This window comes from Clostridium sp. LBM24168, assembly GCF_052953915.1.
In genome coordinates, this window is sequence record NZ_CP196861.1 from 2,191,825 (window position 1) to 2,212,192 (window position 20,368).

General features: G+C 33.9%; 20 protein-coding genes and 1 other RNA gene. 1 reads left to right on the forward strand and 20 read right to left on the reverse strand.

Annotated features, from left to right (window positions below):
- Positions 1-72 precede the first annotated feature (72 nt).
- The 4 genes from nadC to trhA form a co-directional block, all read right to left on the reverse strand.
- Positions 73-903: a carboxylating nicotinate-nucleotide diphosphorylase gene (gene nadC / locus ACSVC9_RS10910; RefSeq protein WP_446897519.1), complete on the reverse strand. Its 831-nt coding sequence runs from the start codon at positions 901-903 to the stop codon at positions 73-75.
- Positions 904-914: 11 nt separating this feature from the next.
- Positions 915-2,507, reverse strand: a complete 1,593-nt coding sequence (gene nadB / locus ACSVC9_RS10915; protein ID WP_446897520.1) for an L-aspartate oxidase — start codon at positions 2,505-2,507, stop codon at positions 915-917.
- Positions 2,508-2,536: 29 nt separating this feature from the next.
- Complete coding sequence (gene nadA, locus ACSVC9_RS10920; RefSeq protein ID WP_446897521.1) at positions 2,537-3,448, reverse strand: quinolinate synthase NadA; 912 nt, start codon at positions 3,446-3,448, stop codon at positions 2,537-2,539.
- A gap of 163 nt (positions 3,449-3,611) precedes the next feature.
- Complete coding sequence (gene trhA, locus ACSVC9_RS10925) at positions 3,612-4,262, reverse strand: PAQR family membrane homeostasis protein TrhA (protein WP_446897522.1); 651 nt, start codon at positions 4,260-4,262, stop codon at positions 3,612-3,614.
- A gap of 210 nt (positions 4,263-4,472) precedes the next feature.
- On the opposite strand from trhA, the gene ACSVC9_RS10930 reads away from it, so the two are divergent.
- Positions 4,473-5,132 (forward strand): DUF6483 family protein, encoded by a 660-nt coding sequence (locus tag ACSVC9_RS10930; RefSeq protein WP_446897523.1) that lies wholly within the window; start codon positions 4,473-4,475, stop codon positions 5,130-5,132.
- Between the two features lie 57 nt (positions 5,133-5,189).
- Here ACSVC9_RS10930 and ACSVC9_RS10935 read toward each other — a convergent pair whose 3' ends face one another.
- From ACSVC9_RS10935 to tgt, 16 genes are all read right to left on the reverse strand, one after another.
- Positions 5,190-6,137 carry a DMT family transporter gene (locus ACSVC9_RS10935; RefSeq protein WP_446897524.1) on the reverse strand — a complete coding sequence of 316 codons (948 nt, stop codon included), beginning with the start codon at positions 6,135-6,137 and terminating at the stop codon, positions 5,190-5,192.
- Between the two features lie 52 nt (positions 6,138-6,189).
- Positions 6,190-6,369: non-coding RNA, 6S RNA (gene ssrS / locus ACSVC9_RS10940), on the reverse strand.
- Positions 6,370-6,411: 42 nt separating this feature from the next.
- Positions 6,412-8,190, reverse strand: coding sequence for an aspartate--tRNA ligase (gene aspS, locus ACSVC9_RS10945; RefSeq protein WP_446897525.1), 1,779 nt, complete (start codon positions 8,188-8,190; stop codon positions 6,412-6,414).
- 25 nt (positions 8,191-8,215) lie between these two features.
- Positions 8,216-9,463, reverse strand: a complete 1,248-nt coding sequence (hisS, locus tag ACSVC9_RS10950; protein ID WP_446897526.1) for a histidine--tRNA ligase — start codon at positions 9,461-9,463, stop codon at positions 8,216-8,218.
- A 97-nt stretch (positions 9,464-9,560) separates the two neighbouring features.
- Complete coding sequence (locus ACSVC9_RS10955; protein ID WP_446897527.1) at positions 9,561-10,163, reverse strand: MBL fold metallo-hydrolase; 603 nt, start codon at positions 10,161-10,163, stop codon at positions 9,561-9,563.
- Positions 10,164-10,191: 28 nt separating this feature from the next.
- Positions 10,192-10,641 carry a D-aminoacyl-tRNA deacylase gene (gene dtd, locus ACSVC9_RS10960; RefSeq protein WP_446897528.1) on the reverse strand — a complete coding sequence of 150 codons (450 nt, stop codon included), beginning with the start codon at positions 10,639-10,641 and terminating at the stop codon, positions 10,192-10,194.
- Between the two features lie 10 nt (positions 10,642-10,651).
- Entirely contained in the window at positions 10,652-12,829 is a 2,178-nt protein-coding gene (locus ACSVC9_RS10965) for a RelA/SpoT family protein (protein WP_446897529.1), read from the reverse strand.
- A gap of 107 nt (positions 12,830-12,936) precedes the next feature.
- A complete protein-coding gene (locus ACSVC9_RS10970) occupies positions 12,937-13,455 on the reverse strand; it encodes an adenine phosphoribosyltransferase (protein WP_446897530.1) in 519 nt (172 codons plus the stop codon).
- A 79-nt stretch (positions 13,456-13,534) separates the two neighbouring features.
- Positions 13,535-14,392, reverse strand: a complete 858-nt coding sequence (locus tag ACSVC9_RS10975) for a DHH family phosphoesterase (RefSeq protein WP_446897531.1) — start codon at positions 14,390-14,392, stop codon at positions 13,535-13,537.
- A gap of 157 nt (positions 14,393-14,549) precedes the next feature.
- Positions 14,550-15,440, reverse strand: coding sequence for a protein translocase subunit SecF (secF, locus tag ACSVC9_RS10980; protein WP_446897532.1), 891 nt, complete (start codon positions 15,438-15,440; stop codon positions 14,550-14,552).
- Between the two features lies 1 nt (position 15,441).
- Positions 15,442-16,731 carry a protein translocase subunit SecD gene (secD, locus tag ACSVC9_RS10985; protein WP_446897533.1) on the reverse strand — a complete coding sequence of 430 codons (1,290 nt, stop codon included), beginning with the start codon at positions 16,729-16,731 and terminating at the stop codon, positions 15,442-15,444.
- Between the two features lie 92 nt (positions 16,732-16,823).
- Entirely contained in the window at positions 16,824-18,191 is a 1,368-nt protein-coding gene (gene scfB, locus ACSVC9_RS10990) for a thioether cross-link-forming SCIFF peptide maturase (RefSeq protein ID WP_446897534.1), read from the reverse strand.
- Between the two features lie 80 nt (positions 18,192-18,271).
- Positions 18,272-18,409 carry a six-cysteine ranthipeptide SCIFF gene (gene scfA, locus ACSVC9_RS10995; RefSeq protein WP_291717679.1) on the reverse strand — a complete coding sequence of 46 codons (138 nt, stop codon included), beginning with the start codon at positions 18,407-18,409 and terminating at the stop codon, positions 18,272-18,274.
- Positions 18,410-18,489: 80 nt separating this feature from the next.
- Positions 18,490-18,858, reverse strand: coding sequence for a TIGR04086 family membrane protein (locus ACSVC9_RS11000; protein ID WP_446897535.1), 369 nt, complete (start codon positions 18,856-18,858; stop codon positions 18,490-18,492).
- Between the two features lie 58 nt (positions 18,859-18,916).
- The gene (yajC, locus tag ACSVC9_RS11005) at positions 18,917-19,216 is read right to left on the reverse strand and encodes a preprotein translocase subunit YajC (RefSeq protein WP_446897536.1); all 300 of its coding nucleotides are present in this window, start codon (positions 19,214-19,216) and stop codon (positions 18,917-18,919) included.
- 22 nt (positions 19,217-19,238) lie between these two features.
- A complete protein-coding gene (gene tgt, locus ACSVC9_RS11010; protein ID WP_446897537.1) occupies positions 19,239-20,360 on the reverse strand; it encodes a tRNA guanosine(34) transglycosylase Tgt in 1,122 nt (373 codons plus the stop codon).
- Between the last annotated feature and the right edge of the window lie 8 nt (positions 20,361-20,368).

Here is a 20,368-nt window from a genome sequence, read left to right on the forward strand (position 1 = left end):
GAATTTCTGAATTTCTTGATATAGTGTTTTTTATACGAAAAACTGCCGCACTAATTTTTAGTGCGGCAGCCGCTATCTGAATTTTAGGCTTATATCAAATGCTTTAACCGAATGGGTCAGACTTCCTATTGATATGATATCAACCCCTGCAGCTGCAATATCAGCCACATTTTTTTCACTTACATTTCCCGAGGCTTCCACCACAAACCTTCCATCAATTAATTTCACAGCCTTCTTCATGGTTCCTATATCCATATTGTCAAGCATTATCACATCTGCCGCCGTAGAAAGTGCTTCTTTCAGTTGATCCAGATTCTCCACCTCGACTTCAATTTTGTGTGTAAAGGGCAGTTTCTCCTTCACTGTTTCAACTGCTTTTTTTATTGAACCTACTGCCTTTATATGATTATCCTTAATCATTACATAATCCGATAAATTCATTCTATGGTTATATCCTCCTCCTATGGTTACCGAATATTTATCAAGCATTCTAAACCCCGGGAGGGTCTTTCTCGTATCTACTATCCTGGTATCAAAATTCTTTACAAGATTTACTATATTTCTTGTTGCCGTCGCAATACCAGACATTCTCTGCATTATATTGAGTGCGGTTCTCTCCCCTTTCAATATGGACTTTGAACTTCCCCCTATATTTGCTAGTATGTCACCATACCCTGCAGAGTCACCATCTTCTTTTTCAACTTGAAATTCTATATTCCAGTCCACAATATGAAATACCCTCTCTGCCACATGAATTCCTGAAATAATACCACTGTCCTTGGAAATGATTCTTGCCTGTGAAATTTCATTTCCAGAAAACAAGGTATCGGTAGTAATGTCACCATAATCTATGTCTTCAACCAGAGCTCTTTTTATAAATTCATCCAATATTAAATAATTCAATTGATACCACCTCAACTTTTGGAAACCGGATTTTTGCAATATTCTTCGACATAATTGCTGCCTATGGAAGTCCTGCTCTCAAGAGCAGATAAAATAACACACCGGGACACCTGACACATATTATAAAGCTCAATATAATTTTTCATATCCGTACATACTGCATTTTCAACTTTATCCATGATGCTGTTCACAGTTGAAAGCGCCTGTTCAAGGCTGTCAATATTTCTGACTATGCCTACTTTTTCATCCATACAATGTTTTATGGTTTTCTTAAACCGTAGAATTTCATTTTTATCTATTTTGTGAAATTCATCCCAAGCTTTGCCGTCCATGACATCACTATAAAGATTATCAGTCTTTTCATATCTTATGTTATCTATTCTGTTTGAAATATCCTCAGCTGCTCTTTTCCCAAATACAATTGCCTCTATGAGAGAATTGCTTGCAAGTCTGTTTGCACCGTGAACACCAGTGCAGGAACATTCCCCCACTGCATATAAATTCTCAATATTTGTTCTACCATACAAATCTACCTTTATTCCACCCATGAAATAGTGCTGTGCCGGAGTTATAGGAACATAATCTTTCTCCATTTCTATTCCCCTACTGATACACTTTGAATATATTGTATTGAATCTATTTTCAAGGAAATTTCTGTCATACAGCGTGGCATCCAGATAAATATAATCAGAATTGTATTTTTTCATCTGGTCCTCAATCGCCCTGGCCACAATATCCCTCGGTGCCAGTTCCATTCTTTTATCATAATAATTCATGAATCTTTTTTTGAACGCATTCCTGAGAACCGCACCTTCTCCCCTGACTGCCTCCGATATTAAAAATAATCTGTCCTCTACATTGCAGGAATACAACGCAGTAGGATGAAATTGTACATACTGCATATTGTCCAGATCGACACCGGCTCTAAGCGCCATTGCTATTCCATCTCCAGTAAGTACATCAACGTTGGTTGTCTTTGAAAATACCTGTCCTATTCCACCGGATGCCATAACGCAAATTCCTGCCTTAAAAAGCACAAATTTATTTCTCCATAATGCAGTGAGTCCTGTAAACTTTTCTTTGTCTGTTACAATATCTACAGCAAATATATCAGTTATAATCTGTATATTTGGAGCATTCTCAACTCTTTTGATCAGTACATCCATTATCCCCTTGCCGGTAGCATCACCATTAACATGAAGTATTCTTGGAATGGAATGGTTTCCTTCAAGAGATCTATAATATTTCCCCGTACTGTCTTTGTCGAACTCAACTCCCATTTCGGTCAATTTATCTATGGCATCCTCAGATTCATTTACAAGTACATCTACAGCATTCAGGTCATTTATATAGCAACCTGCATTCAGAGTATCCTTTACATGAAGTTTTCTGTCATCGTCTTCTATACTTGCCGCAATTCCTCCCTGTGCCAGACATGAATCCGAATCATATATATCTTTCTTGCTTAAAATTACTATCTTAAATTTTTCGGGGATCATAAGTGCCGTATAAAGCCCCGATATCCCGGCACCTATTATAATTACATCATAATAATCAATGTCAGCAGCAGAATCTCTTCTGTAATAAGCCAGATATCTTTTCAATTTACATCACCTTCCAAACTTCATAGTGTTTATTTTACGGAGAGCATTTTGTCAAGACAACTCAATGCCTTTGTACTTACATCTTCAGAAACAAAGACCTCATTATCCATATTCATAAGCGACCTGTAAACATCATAAAGAGATGTCATCTTCATATTCTCACATACAAGTCTTTTGCTGAGCAGATAAAATTTTTTCTGCGGGCTGTCATTCTGCATCTTGTGCAGTACTCCTATTTCCGTTCCTATAATAAATTCCTGGCGCTTTGAGTTTCTGGCATAGTCTATTATTTGTGAAGTACTTCCCACAAAGTCGGCATCTGCCCTTATCTCTTCACTAACCTCGGGATGAACCAGCATCTCTGCCTCCGGGTGCTCTCTTTTTGTATTGAAAACATCTTCCATTGTTATTCTTGCATGAGTAATACAATTGCCCTGCCATGGTATTATCTTTTTATTTTCTATCTTTTCCGCCACATATGAAGCCAGATTTTGATCCGGTACAAAAATTATCTGCTCTGAATCCATGCTGTTAACAACCTTTACTGCATTTGAAGAAGTGCAGCATATATCACTGGCCGCCTTTACCTCAGCCGAGGAATTTATATAACATACCACCTTTGCATCAGGATATTTTGCTTTTTCTCTTTTAAGCTGTTTTTCATCTATAGAATCTGCCAGAGGACACCCTGCATGGGCCGCAGGTAGCAGTACAACCTTATCTGGTGATAAAATTTTTGCACTTTCGGCCATGAATCTAACACCGCAAAATACTATTACCTTATTATCCAAATTTGCGGCCGCCCTGCTGAGCGCAAAAGAATCTCCAACTATATCCGCTATATCCTGTACATCAGGGATTTGATAATTATGTGCCAATATACAGGCATCTCTTTCAACCTTTAATCTGTTTATCTCCTTAATCAACAATGATTTATCCATCTTCACACTCCTAAAGCAATATTTTATATATCTGTATATACACCAGTATATACTCTTTTAACTTTTTTAACAATAGAAAACAGGCATAATCCCTACTTAAAGGACAATACCTGTTTCATATATAAATAATATGTATTATTGGGGGAAGATATTTTCCCTCAATTTATCTGTTAGGAAAGAGATAGAGAAGTATACAGAGGAAATGACATATGCTTCCACCCATCACGAACAAATGCCATATCGCATGATTGTATGGTATTCTGTCAATTAAATAGAGTACCGCACCTGCAGTATATATAATACCACCTGCAAAAAGCAGCACTATACCTGCAGTTGGAAGGAGCATCATTAGCCTTTTCATGACAAATATTATTATCCAGCCCATTCCAATATATATCAAAGTGGAAAGGACATTGAATCTTCCTATCCAAAAAACCTTCATTACTATTCCAGCAATGGCCAGTGTCCACACTATACCAAATATAATCCATCCTACTGTTGGTCTTAATACTGTTAACGTAAATGGAGTGTAGGTACCCGCTATCAATAAGTAAATTGAAGCATGGTCAAATATTCTAAACAATTTTTTTACCTTCATATTCGTTATACTGTGATATAAAGTCGATTCCAAATAGAGTATCAAAAGGGAGATACCATATATAGTATAGCTAAGTACATACCATTTATCTCCTTTATTCTCCGCAAATACGATTAGGAGCACAAGTGCTGCTACTGATAAGCCTGTTCCTATTCCATGAGTTATTGCATTTGCAATTTCCTCTCCTCGCGTATAAAATTTTAAATCTCCTTCCAAATAAATCACTTCCTACAATTCATTATTATATTACCACATATAGTTATTATAACTATATGTGGTAATATAATAATATCACAATATAAATATATATTCAATATATTTATATTGTGATATTTTTAATTGTAAAATATACAATATATACAAAAGTTATTGTATAATTAATACAATATATAATTCAAGCTGTATTAGTCAAGGAGGATGTTACAAATGCTTAAGCAAACCCTAACAAATGAATTAATAAAAAAATTCACATACTATTTAAACAGCATAGAAACGAAAAAATGTAGTGATGATTATAAATCAGCTATTAAATTAATAGATGATGCCTTTAAAGACATATTTAGATTGGGGCTTAAATTTTTCAATTCTTTTACCACAGAAAACATTATAGATATGGCAAGTACCAACAGAAGACAGAATACAGATAAATGTATAATGATAGCAAAACTTCTAGAAGAAGAGGGTTCTATACTTCAACGACAAGATAAATTGAATGAAGCTTTCTATATAAACCAGAAATCCTTAAATATATTTCTAGATGCCTATATCAATAAAAGTGATCACTGTGAATTGGAAGAATACTTCAATGACATACAGCCTTTAATAGATGATGTTTTTCAGTATAAACTTCCCATCACTTTAGAAGAAAAAATTAAAGACTACTATATATCAATAAATAAATATGACAAAGCAGAAGATATAATCTATTATATACTGGAAGAGACTAAATATGATACAACTTATATAGAATATGCTCTGAAATTTTACAATAATTTATTGTCAAAAGAAGATCTCGACTTAAAAAATGGTGGACTTTCAAAATTAGAAATTAAAAAGTCAATTACAGAACTTGAATCTAAATTATAAATATATAAATTTCTAGGATTCTTACATATCTTGAATCCTAGAAATTTTATTACGGCATTAATGAATAATTTCTTCTTTCTGCTCTTTATATGAATTGTTTTTGGCTGTAAGTGAAAAATAGGAACCTACTAAAATAAGTACTATCCCTGCAACGGTATTCAACGGTATCTTTTCACCAAGGATGATCAATGCAAGAATCGGTGCCAAAGCTGGTTTAATAAAGAAAACTACTGAAGCCTTAGTTGCAGAAGTAACATCCATCGCAAGAAAATAAAACATATAACCAAGTCCAGTTACGACAACTCCCATAAATATCAATGGTATCACATTAGCTTCATTTATTCCAGAAAAAATTGGTATATTAGACATAAAACTCAAATCTCCATCAAGATTTATCATGCTTCTAATTGCGGAAAGTTTAGATATCAATATAATTACAAGCATAATAAAATCACCAACTAAAAATGTAATACAATTCAAAGCTATGCTTCCATATTTCCCAGACCTCATTTTACCCATTACACTATACATTGAAAAAGTAACTGCTGCCAGTATTGATAATACTATTCCCTTCATATCGCCACTTGTACCAAAAGGATTTAATATGAAAAAAATTCCAACAAGGCTCAGCAGTATTGATATAATAGTGCCTCTATTCAAGTCCTCTTTTAATACAATATATGCAAGCAGTACAGTAAACACAGGATTTGTACTAAATATTATAGCAACTGTAGATGCTTTAGTATAAGTAATTGCCAGCTGAAAAAAAGACATACTTAGTACAACACAAAGGAATCCAGCTCCCAAGAAATAATAGAAATCATCCCTTTTCAGCTTGACTCCTCTGAGTTTTATAGCTTTAACGGCTGATGGAAGCAAAATCAAACCACCTATTATAAATCTTAAAAAATTTAATTGGATTGGGTTCAAGCCTACAGCTAGCTTACCTGTTATCTCCATAGTACTGAATATTACAGCGGTTAAAATAATATATGCATAACCCAACTATAACCATCTCCCTTGAACATCAATATGGGTCATAAATATTTGCAATAAAATAAACCCCGCCATGCCGCAAGTTCAAGTTATTTGAACCCGCTTTCAGGCAGGTGGGCACCAACCTTTTTGCTTCCTGTCCCCAACATTCATTAAGTATCATTCCACAAAAAGAGTTAAGTTCCCTTTTTAAATATGTTCGGTCAATATAAACTTAAACTTACGCACACAGCAGGAATTTCACCAATATATAATTTACATTATTATTATACTACATATTTTCTTATTTTTCATCTATACAAATACCTAGATCTTTCAATTGTACTTCATCTACTACATTAGGTGCTTCCGTAAGAGGGCAGAATGCATTTTGATTTTTAGGAAATGCTATGACATCTTTTATGTTTTCAGTTCCTGCCAAAAACATTACCATTCTGTCAAGCCCATATGCAAGGCCTCCATGTGGAGGTGGTCCATACTTAAAAGCTTCCAATAAATAGTTAAATTTTTCCAAAGCTTTTTCTTTACTTATGCCTATAACACTAAACATTTTCGCTTGAAGCTTTGTATCATGTATCCTTATACTTCCTCCTCCTAATTCCTCACCATTCAAAACTATATCATAGGCTTTTGCCCTAACCCTTCCAGGATCGCTATCCAAATATTGTATATCTTCATCCATCGGCATAGTAAAAGGATGGTGTTCTGCCTCATATCTGTGTTCCTCTTCATTATATGATAAGAGAGGAAATTCAGTTATCCATATAAACTTAAAATCCTTATTGTTATCAAGTATACCAGTTTCTCTGGCCATATGAACCCTAAGAGCACCAAGGCTCTGAAATACCACACTATTCTTGTCAGCAACTATGAGTATCAAATCCCCTTTTTCAACTTTCAATGTTGAAAATATACGTTCTACAGTTTCTTCCTCCAAAAATTTACTTATGGAAGATTTAACTCCTTCATCCCTATTTGCTATCCAAACAAGTCCTTTTGCTCCATAATCCTTCACAAATTGTACGAGTTTATCCAAATGTTTTCTACTCATGGAAGCACAATTTTTTACTTTAATAGCTCTTACGGATCCACCTGCTTCAATTGCATTTTTAAACACAGCAAAATCCATATTGCATACTTCATCGGTTATATTGCTAATTTGCATTCCAAACCTTAAATCCGGCTTGTCAGTACCGTATTTTTCCATTGCAACTTTATAGGGCATCCTCTCTATGGGAAGTTTTACATCAACTCCAGCTACTTCTTTAAATACTCTCTTTATAAGCCTTTCATTTAATTCCATTATGTCATCTTCTTCAACAAATGACAATTCCATATCCACTTGAGTAAATTCCGGCTGTCTATTAGCTCTCAAATCCTCATCCCTAAAACATTTTGCAATCTGAAAATATCGGTCATATCCAGACACCATTAAAAGCTGTTTAAAAAGCTGCGGTGATTGCGGAAGCGCATAAAATTTTCCTGGATAATTTCTACTTGGAACTAAATAATCCCTAGCACCTTCAGGTGTACTTCTTGCGAGCACTGGTGTTTCCATGTCTAGAAACCCATTTTCATCCATAAAATCTCTTATAATTTTTGAGGCTTTATGTCTTATCCTAAATATTCTTTGCATATCCGGTCTTCTTAAATCAAGATATCTATATTTCAACCGTATGCTTTCTGCTGCATCCAAATTTTCTTTTATATATATAGGTGGGGTTTCCGATTCTGAAAATATCCTTACATATTCGCCTTCAAGTTCCACCATACCTGTAGGTATTTCCTTATTTATAGACTCCCTTTTTACAAGTGTTCCCTTAATTGCAATACAATATTCGGATTTCAAAGTATCTGCTTTAGCAAATGCCTCACTATTTATTCTATCTCCAAATACTGCCTGAATTATTCCTGTTCTATCTCTCAAATCAACAAAAATAAGTCCACCAAGATTTCTTTTTCTTTGAACCCATCCCATTACAGTAAATTTTTCTCCTATATTTTTTTCTCCGAGAACACCACACATAGAAGTTCTTTTCAATCCCTCTAAAGATTCTCCCATTTATATTCAACTCCTGTTATAAATATTATTGCATTAAACTTGCTATCCCATTAATATCATCCAGCTTTAACTCATACTGCTGGCCATCATCCATTCTTTTAAATTTTGCGACACCCGATTTAATTTCATCTTCTCCAATTATAACTGTAAACCTTGCATCTATTTTATTCGCATACTTCATTTCAGACTTTACTTTTCTATTCATATGATCACATTCACACCTCAAGCTATTTTCTCTCAAAAGATTTGCCAGCTTAAGTGATTCAAGTTTTGCACTATCACCCATAGAACCTATATATAAATCTATGTAAGGTTTTTTTGGTATTTCTATCCCATTTTTTTCAAGAGTAAGAAGAGTCCTTTCTATTCCCATGCCGAAACCTATTGCAGGCATGGATGGACCTCCTACTTCTTCTATGAGATAATCATATCTTCCTCCAGCACATATTGTAATATCCTTATTTATTATTTCAAACACCGTCTTGGTATAATAATCGAGGCCTCTCACAATGCGTGGATCCACTTTAAATTCTATACCTAATGCCTTCAAATACATTTTCAGTCCCTCAAAATGTTCCCTACATTCACTACATATATAGTCAAGTATGCTTGGTGCATTTTTTATTATTTCTTTTTTCCCGTCTATTTTGCAATCCAATATTCTCATTGGATTTTTATCAAATCTAGTCTTGCATGTATCACACAATTCATCATATCTTTTTGAAAGATAATTTTTAAGTTCAGCATTGTATTTTTTTCTACATTCTGCACAGCCTATGCTATTTATATTGAGCTCTATATCCTTAACTCCAAGTTCTTTATAAATTCTCATTGCTATACTTATGACTTCAGCATCAATAGAAGGTCCTTCAGCTCCAAAGGCCTCTATCCCAAATTGATGATGTTCTCTAAGTCTTCCACGCTGCACATTTTCATATCGAAGTGCCGGAGTAAAATAAAACAATTTTGTAGGTTGAACTTCATTATAAAGGTTCCCCTGAACAAAAGCTCTAACAGCAGGAGAAGTCCCTTCTGGTTTCAAAGTAATGCTTCTATTACCTCTATCCTGAAAGGTATACATTTCCTTCTGAACAACATCTGTAGTCTCTCCGACACCTCTCTGAAATAATTCAGTATACTCAAATACAGGTGTTCTTATTTCTCTATGTCCATAAGACGCCGCTATATTTCGAAACTTATTCTCTAAATATTGCCATTTATATATCTCATTAGGCAGAACGTCTTTGGTACCTTTAGGCGACTGAATAGCCATAAATATTTACTTCCTCTCTGTTTAATTTCTATATTCCAATAACCATTATATATTTGCTCCACTTATTTTTCAATTAATCTATCTATAATATAAAGTCCTATAAAAATGGATTTGAAATTCTTTCCCTACCTATAGAACTCTTTCCTTCATGTCCGGGCAGTACAATTACATTATCAGGCAAAATCATCAACTTATCCTTTATACTCCTTATTATTGTCTCAAAATCTCCCCCTTCAATGTCCGTTCTTCCTATACTTCCGCAAAACAATGTATCTCCTGTAAATACTACATTGTCTACAAGAAAGCACATACCTCCCGGTGAATGTCCCGGTGTATATATAGCCTTTATTTTAAGTTTTCCTAAAACCAGTTCATCTCCATCTTTAAGAAATTTATCAACACTATCATGTACATCACCATACATGAAGGTTCCACGTTTCATCATCTTATAATCCTCTTCATTGGAGTAAATTGGTGCATTAAAGGAATTCTTTATATCTAAAGCAGCTCCGGTATGATCAGCATGACCATGGGTCAGCAATATAAACTTAACTTTCTCAACTTTCATAGTTTTCAGGACATCCCTTATAACGTCAGAATCCCCACCAGGATCAATTACTGCACATTCATTTGAATTATCATCTAAAAGTATATAACAGTTTGCTGCATACATTCCAACAGCCATTTTTTGTATTTTCATAGATATACCTCCATTTCCAATTTATTGTTTAAAACATCTTTTTGCTGTCTAAAAGTATGGTGACAGGGCCATCATTCTTTATAGATACTATCATATCGGCGCCAAATTTTCCTGTTTCGACTTTTTTTATCACTGCCTTGCACTTTTCCACAAATTCATCATATAATTTTTCTGATTCTTCACCTGATAGTGCTTCTACAAAACTTGGTCTTCTTCCCTTTCTACAATCTCCATAAAGTGTAAATTGAGAAACCACAAGCAATTCTCCACCAACATCTATAAGAGATCTATTCAATTTCCCATTTTCATCTTCAAATATTCTCAAATTCACTATTTTATCTCTCAAATATATTATATCCGAAGCATCATCATCTTTCGATATTCCCAGGAGCACATTAAGTCCTTTTCCAATCTTGCCAATAATCTTATTGTCAACCTCCACTTTGGATTTTTTCACTCTCTGAATTACTGCACGCATGCTATCACCTCTAACTGTTTGTTCTATATACTTCCATTACGCCTTTCATCTTCCTAAACTTTTTCATGATATCCTTGATATCTCTTACGTCTGTAATCTTAAGTTTTATCTTTATAATAGCTATACCATTTTTAACCGGCTTTGCGTCCACAGCATATAGTGAAGTATTACTGTCACTAATAATTTCTATGGATTCATTTAAAAGTCTCGGTCTGTCTTCACTTTTAATTTGTATCTCCGTAATATATTCTTCACCCTTAGGTCTTCCCCAACTTACTTCCACAACCTTATTCTCCTTATTTTTCAACAGATAATCTATATTCTTGCAATCGCTCCTATGAATAGATACTCCTCTTCCCTTGGTTATGTATCCTACTATAGCATCTCCTGGTACCGGATTACAACACTTTGCAAACCTTACTAGCACATTACTCTCACCTTTTACTATTACTCCCGGTGATTTTTTCTTTGCCCTGTTGAACTTGTTGTTGGATTTTTTAAGTTGATCCTGTATGACTCTCCAATCAGTTACATTCTTATTAAGTATTGAATCATGGATTTCCTTAAATCTCAATACTACAGTATTTAAATTTAAGGCACCTATACCAACTGCTGCATATAATTCATCCATTGAGCCCATGTTATACTTTTTCAATATAACGTTTATAGCCTCGCCTTTAGCTATTTCGCCAAAATTACAACCTTGCTTTTTCGTTTCTTTTTCGAGAAGTTCTTTTCCCTTTAATATATTTTCTTCCTTCTTAGCCTTTTTGTACCAGGATTTTATTTTGCTCTTTGCCTGATTGCTTTTTACCACATTCAACCAGTCTATACTGGGTCCTTTTGGAGTACTTGATACCAGTATTTCGACTATTTCTCCAGTCTTCAATTTATAATCAAGTGGAACCATTTTGCCGTTTACCTTAGCTCCAGTACAGCTGTTTCCTATATCAGTATGTATTTTATATGCAAAATCTATAGGTGTCGCTCCATAAGGCAAATTTATAACTATACCCTTAGGTGTAAATACAAATACTTCGTCTGAAAATAAATCTATCTTGAATCCCTCTATAAACTCTTCAGCATCTGACGTTTCAGTCTGCCAATCCAGCATTTCTCTAACCCACGTAAGCTTTTTATCTATACTATCCTCTTCCTCTACTCCCTCTTTATACTTCCAATGAGCAGCTATACCATATTCAGCAGTCTTATGCATCTCAAAAGTCCTTATCTGGATTTCAAAGGGCTTACCCTGTGGACCAATTACTGTGGAATGAAGTGATTGATACATATTTGGCTTTGGCATTGCAATATAGTCTTTAAATCTTCCCGGTATAGGTTTATACATGGTGTGTGCTATTCCAAGTACTGCATAACAGTCTTTAACTGTATTTACAAGTATTCTAACTGCTGTCAAATCAAATATTTGGTCTATTGTCTTGTTTTTATTTACCATTTTCCTATATATGCTATAAAAATGTTTCGGCCTTCCCTCTATATCTGAAACTATCCCTGCATCCCCAAGGCTATTCTTTAATTCACCTATTATTTGATCTATGTATTTCTCTCTTTCAGCTCTCTTTTCAGAGATTTTCCTAACTATAAAATAATATTCATTAGGATTTATGTACCTAAAAGCAAGATCTTCCAGCTCCCATTTAACCTTTGACATTCCAAGCCTGTGAGCTAATGGTGCATATATGTTAAGAGTTTCCTTTGATTTTTCCTTTTGCTTTTCAACAGGCATATACTTTAATGTTCTCATATTATGAAGTCTATCTGCCAGTTTTATGAGTATAACCCTTATATCCTTTGCCATGGCAAGAAGCATTTTTCTTACATTGTCTGCCTGTTGCTCTTCTCTTGTCTTATACTCCAGCTGTCCAAGTTTAGTTACTCCCTCCACCAGGTTTGCTACCTCACCACTGAACTCCCGTGTTACATCATCATGGGTAAAATTTGTATCTTCTATTACATCATGAAGAAGCCCCGCAACTATAGTTCCCGTGTCCATTCCCATATCCGCAAGTATGCAAGCCACTTCTACAGGATGAGTTATGTATGGAGCTCCAGATTCTCTTTTTTGTTTCTTATGAGCCTTATCTGCAAAATAATATGCTTTTTTTACCATTTCTTTATTTACGTTGCTACAATTTTTATCTATTTTCTCCATCAATTTTTCCAGCATACTAATACTCCCTAAAATCAATGGCTGGTTTATTGAACCAGCCATTATTTTTTATTAATATTATATTATATACAATATAAACTTTCAATTTAAACTTATCCAATAAGCTATATATTATACTTAACCAGTGAAAACACGTCATATCCCTTCAGCTTTTCTCTTCCCTCTAAATCTGTAAGTTCTATAACAAAATCCACAGCTACTATCTCTCCCCCAAGTTTCTCCACAAGTTTGGCAACAGATGACATAGTACCTCCTGTTGCAAGCAAATCATCTATCAAAGCAACTCTCTGACCTGAAGAAATTGCATCTTTATGTATCTCTAGTTCATCATTTCCATATTCTAAATCATAGGTTACCTTCACTGTTTCACATGGAAGTTTTCCAACTTTTCTTACGGGCACAAAACCAGCTCCTATGGCATAGGCTACTGGAGCACCAAACAAAAATCCTCTTGCCTCTGGTCCAACAAGTATATCAACATTTTTATCCTTTAAATGTTCTGCTATTCTATCAACACTATATTTAAAGCCATCCTTATCTTTAAGAAGTGTAGTAACATCTTTAAAGCTTATACCTTTCTTTGGGAAACCATCTATAACCCTTATCTTATCTTTCAAATCCACTAATCTTACCCCCTAAAATTAAAACCATTTGATAAAATTCGCTACACTTCATTATATTATCATAAAGATTGTAAAATTACTATTCCAAAATTTCATTTTTCAGGTATTTTGCTATCTGCTCCGCCCTATCCATATTTTCAGTTGTAAAAAGTTCTACAGCTATTCGGGAATTATCTATATATCTATTGCTTTTATTAGTTGAAGGAGTCATGCTGTTTGAAAGTTTGAATATATTCTCCTTGTTTATTTTCTTTATATTATGGACTTTTATCAACGCCTTAAATCCATAGTTATTTGTATATTTGAGATTATATATTCCCTGATCCACCATTTCCTTATTCTCTCCAGTTACGTAGGTACCCTTTGAAAGTGTCCCAAGAACAACCAAATCAAGATACTTGCTTATACATCTCATCTGATAATACATAGAAATGGCCTGCGAAAGCTTAAAAGCTACCCCTACCGCTGTTAAATCCTTAAAAGGGTAGTTGCAATACTCTTGATTCGGATTTATAACAATAGCTCCCGGGAGAATATCAGCACAGTAATGATAATCCGTTATTATTACATCTATACCAAGTTTCTTGCATAATTCAACCTGCGATATAGACTTACTTCCACATCCAGTTGTTATCATGAGCTCTGCACCTAAAAACTTTATATGGTTCTTTATTATCTTTGAATTTATATTCAACTTGTCATTCATGTCATCGGAAATAAAATATTCTACATCCGCATTTAAATATTTTAAAACAAGAAATAACAATGATACAGCTGTTACTCCATCTAAATCACAGTTTCCATATATAACAATCTTTTCTCTCTCATTTACCGCTTTAATTATCCTTTTTAAAGCCTTACCCATATCCTTTAAAAGAAAAGGATCCTCTAGACCTAAAAAATTGAAATTATGAGTATTATCTTGTCGTATCTCCATAATAAAATCCTCCAAATTTATCAAAAGCAACTCTATTATAAATTATATTATTATTTTTTACAAATACAGTATAAGCAGATTTGGCACAATAAAAAAATCTAGAGTTTCAATATACTCTAGATTTTTTATTCTAACATATTAAAGGATATTTTAACAACTAATTTGTTTTATTGACAACAGTTTTTAATTTTTTTCTCTTAGTCATATGTCTTTTTATAAGTACCCAGCATGGACTCGCTATACATATTGAAGAATAACATCCTGAAATAATTCCTACGAGTATTGGCTCCGAGAAGTTTCTGACTGAAGGTACCAATATATAGACTGAAGCTAAAGTTATAACAACTGTCACAACAGTATTGATAGATCTTGCCAGTGTCTGGGTCACACTTGCATCAGCTATAAGTTCCGGATCCTCTCTCCTCATATAATTATGATTTTCTCTTATTCTATCGAAAACAACTATGGTATCATGCACAGAATAACCTATAACTGTAAGAGCCGCCGCTATAAAACTAGAATCTATAGATACCCTTGCAACTGCATAAACGGAAAGCATTATAAGTATATTATGGATGAGGCCAATAATTGCTGCCATTCCATAACTAAATTCAAATCTTATTCCTATATATATAAACATTGCTGCAATAGCTATGATTACTGCTTTAATTGCATTTATCCTGGCTTCTTTTCCTATGGATGCTCCTATATTTTCCTGATTTGTGAGAGTACTTTTAGGATATTCCTTTTTTACACTTTTTATTATGCTGCTTACACTATCATTGCTTAAATTAGCACTTTTTATGGATATCGACTTGCTGTTCACCTTATTTGACTGAAAGTCATTGGAGTATTTCTGAATTATCTTATCTACGTCATGTTTATTGAAATCCGCACCTAAATTTATTTCAATTACAGTACCACCTTTAAAATCCAGTCCATATTCCAAGCCTTTGGTAGCTATAGTAAAAATTCCTATGGCAATTACTATGAGAGATATTGTAAACCATATTTTTCTCTTTTCTATAATTCTGTATATGTTATTCATATTATTTAGCTACCCCCTTTCTAAAGTCGTGAACACCGAAGGTTCCAATTGTCTCCTTATGACTAAACAACCCTACGTCCGCCACTAACTTCATAAGAGTTCTTGTAACTGTTATGGCTGTAAACATACTAAGTACAACACCTATTATGAGCGTAAGTGCAAATCCCTTTACAGCTCCTGTTCCTATGCTGTAAAGTACCAGTCCTGATATAATGGAGGTTATATTTGAATCAAGGATTGAAGTCATCGCCCTCTTAAACCCAATATTTATAGAAGCCTTTATCGACTTTCCACTCTTAAGTTCTTCCTTTGTCCTTTCAAATATAAGTATATTTGCATCTACCGCCATACCTACTGTAAGCAAAAATGCTGCTATACCTGAAAGCGTCAACGTAACATTGACATTGACAAATGCAGCCAGAACTATGTATATATATAATGTCAGTGCTATATCTGCAATAAGCCCAGGAAGTCTATAATATAATATCATGAATATCATTACAAGTCCTATACCAATCTTGCCTGCCAATATGCTTAACGGAAGTGCATTAGCACCAAGAGATGCCCCTATGGTTGTAACTTGTACTGGTTTTACCGAAACAGGTAGGGAACCTGATTTTATGAGATTAGCTGTTTTTTGTGCTTCCTCAATGCTATTACTTCCGGTTATCACAGCCTCTCCATTAGTTATATGTGCATCTACCCTCGGATTTGTAAGCATTTCATCATCCAGATATATAGCAATTTGTTGTCCCATATATTTTTTAGTGGCATCGGCAAACTTTTTAGTACCATTGTCATTTAACTTTAAACTTATTGTAGGCTTGTTATCCTGTGAATTTAAATATGCGCTTGCATCTTTTACATCTTTTCCTGTCAATATAGTATTCTTGTCAGGCCCAACAAATTTAAGTTCTCCTGTCTTTGCAACGCCATCTACTACTTCTTTTGCATCAAATTTTCCAGGTATCTCAATTCTTATCCTGTTTTTACCTTCTTTCGTTACTACAGTTTCACTTACACCTAGTTTATTTACCCTCAAAGATAACAGGTCTACTGTTCTATCCACAGTTTTCTGATCTACGTTCTTAGACTGAATTTCTTCCAATACGGAAATACCACCCTGAAGATCAAGTCCCTTATTTATTACTTCACCAAAAGGCTTAAGCCTATAACTACCTAAATTAATTCCATATGCACCTGAATAGGCCAAAAATCCTATCAAAATAAGACACAACAGCAAAATTATACTACTTCTTAGCCTAGTACTTTTCTTTGCCCTAGATTTCATCTTTATCCTCCTTCGTGTATGAACAACTGCTTCTGATTTCACGTATGTACATTAGCAATTATATTACTTAAAAAAATAACCGTCAATATATTTTAATTATCCATTGTCCTGGATTTAAGGGCAATAGCACATTCAATTCTCTTTTTCTGCATTTTACATCCAAGTGAATAAGGTATTCTTATGTCACCATTGAAATTATAGTTATTTGCCTGGCATCCCCCACTACAGTAAAATCTGGCCCAGCATTTCATACATTCTGGCTTGTTGTATATGTGAGCAGTTTTAAATTTTTTGCTTATTGACTCTTTTATATTGTCAAAATCCTTTAAGTTTCCCATCTTAAAAGCCTTGTTTCCTACAAACTGGTGACATGGATATATGTCTCCTTCCGGGGTTATTGCTACATACTCATGTCCTGCACCACATCCAGATATTCTCTTATATACACATGGACCACCTTTTAAATCTATATTGAAGTGGTAAAATTTAAATGATCTACCATGCTTGCTTCTATCAAGCATTTCCTCATATAATTTATCATATTGTTTAAATATAACAGGCAAATCCTCTTCCCTCAGTGAAAGTGGGTTATTCCCGGGAAGGACTACTGGTTCAACAGATATCTCATCAAATCCCTGGTCTGCAAGGAACTTTATATCTTCAAAAAAATCAGTATTTTTTCTTGTAAAAGTACCTCTTGCATAATATTGCTTAGATTTATCTCTAATTTTTATCATTTTTTTTATTTTAGGTAATATTGAATCAAAAGACCCTGTACCGTCAGCTTTAACTCTTACCCTGTCATTTACTTCTTTCCTTCCGTCTATACTGAGAACAATATTGCCCATATTTTTATCAAGATAATCCATTATCTCATCATTTAACAAAGTTGCATTGGTAGTCATTGTGAATCTTATGTTTTTATCATGTACTTTCTCCTGTTCTCGCGCATATTCTACAATTTCCTTTATTGCTTCAAAAGCCATCAGGGGTTCACCACCAAACAAGTCCACTTCTATATTTTTTCTGGGCCCCGATTTTTCTATAACAAAATCTATTGATCTTTTTCCTATTTCCGGTGACATAAGTTCTCTTTTTCCTTTGTATTCTCCTTCGTCTGCAAAACAATATTTACATCTTAAATTACAATCATGGGCAATATTTAAACAGAGAGCTTTTATAAAAGAAGGTGTATTGTCATTTCTCACCGCAATATCTTTATATAAATCCTTAGAATAAAGCATTTCATTTTTGACAAGATATTGAATTTCTTCATAGGCATCAATAATATCTTCTTTTTTATATTTATTTCCAAGAAGCTTTAAGCTCTCATCCAAATTTTTTAGTCTATCTTCATCCAAAATATCATACACCAGTTCATCTACAAGATGAACCGCTCCAGAGTTAACATCTATCACATAATAATTTCCACCCTGAATAAACTTATGAATATCAGCCAAAATTTCTTCCTCCTAAATTAATATTTCTTTTTATCGCATAGACTTAAGGCAGTAACATATGTTACTGCCTTAAGTCTATGTTAGTTTTCACATGCTAAATTTGCAACCGTACAAGAAGTCTTGCATGCTGACTGACATGAATTAGCACATTCCTTACAACCTGGCTTTTTCAAACTGTCCTTTATATTCGTATTATTTAAAGTTTTTATATGTTTCATCTAATTTCCCCCATTTCTAAAGATTTCTGTTTGATTATAACATAAATCATAATCAAAATAAAGTTTACAGCATATGGCAACTATATGTTCACTCCTATCATACCTGATATACTTCCAACTAAAAGTGCAAGCACAAATCTCTTAATTCCATCAGGTCCAATGACAGCAGAATTTCCTGAAACTATAGAAACTACATAAAGTATAATTACATATAAAAGAGCAACTATTATTCCCACAAACCACCCTTTTCTCTTTATTTTTTCCGAGGCATATATTGCTCCATACATTATGCTTAAAATAGTAGTAACAATATAAAAAATGGAACTTATATATTCATTTATTTCTACAAAAGTCATGGCCACAGCAAATATCAATAGCATAAGTACAGTAATTATAAAACTTCTAAGTACACCCTCTGCAGCTGGAATATAATCATTATATTTTTCCAAATTAAAACACCTCCCATCTAATAGTATCTATGTGGACAGAAGATGCTTTATTCCATAATTATTTATCTTCTTTTTTAGAGATTTCCTGACTATCTCTATGAGATAGTACATTCATTATACTTGCCTTACTGATCTTTAACTTAACTCTGTCAGGTCCTGTCTGCATTATAACTTCCTTTTCCTGTATATTTGTAATCTTACCAATTATTCCTCCTTTTGTAATTATCTCATCATTGACTTTAAGCCTATCCAACATTGAATTATATTTTTTCCTTCTCCTGCTCTCCGGCAAGAACATGAAAATATAGCATACTATAACTACAAGTATAATTGGCATTAATCCAGTTAAACTTTTCACACATATACCTCCTCAATAAATTTTATTTCCATTGTTCAAGTTTCTCTTTTTTATATCTTGGGAAATAATCCCCATCAATGGCATCTCTAATTTCTTTCATTAGATTATTATAAAAATATAGATTATGTATTACACAGAGTCTCATTGCAAGCATTTCTTTTGCCTTAAATAGATGCCTTATATAGGCTCTAGTATAATTTTTACAAGTAGGACAACTACAATTGTTATCAATTGGAGTATCATCTAACTGATATTTTGCATTTAAGAGATTCAACTCTCCTTTACTAGTAAATACATGAGAGTGTCTCCCATTTCTTGATGGCATAACACAATCAAAAAAATCTACTCCCCTTTCCACTGCTTCAAGTATATTTTGCGGTGTTCCAACGCCCATTAAATATATTGGCTTATCCTGTGGTAGATTTGGCACAACACTTTCTATTATTCTGTACATTTCATCTGCGCTCTCTCCTACTGCCAGTCCACCTATGGCATATCCATCTAGCTCCATATCACTTATTACCTTTGCATGTTCTATCCTTATGTCCTCATAGGTTCCACCTTGATTGATTCCAAATAACATCTGATGTCTATTTATTGTGTCCGGAAGTGAATTTAATCTCTCCATTTCCAGTTTACACCTTTTTAACCATCTTGTAGTTCTATGTACTGATTTCTGCACATATTCCCTAGGAGCTGGATTTCCTATACACTCATCAAAAGCCATGGCTATAGTAGAAGCTAAATTACTTTGAATCCTCATACTTTCTTCAGGGCCCATGAATATACTACTTCCATCTATATGTGAATTGAAATACACTCCCTCTTCTTCTATTTTTCTTATTTTTGACAGAGAAAATACTTGAAATCCACCAGAATCAGTTAAGATAGGCCTATCCCAGTTCATAAACCTATGGAGACCACCAAGCTTTCTAATTACAGTATCCCCAGGTCTTAAACTGAGATGATATGTATTGGAAAGTTCTATCTGACATCCTATTCTCTTTAAATCCATACTTGAAACTGCACCTTTTATGGCAGCCAGCGTACCTACATTCATAAAAACAGGAGTTTGAATAGTACCATGTATTGTACTCAGCTGACCTCTCCTAGTATTTCCTTGTTTTTTAAGCAGCTTATACATTAAAACAC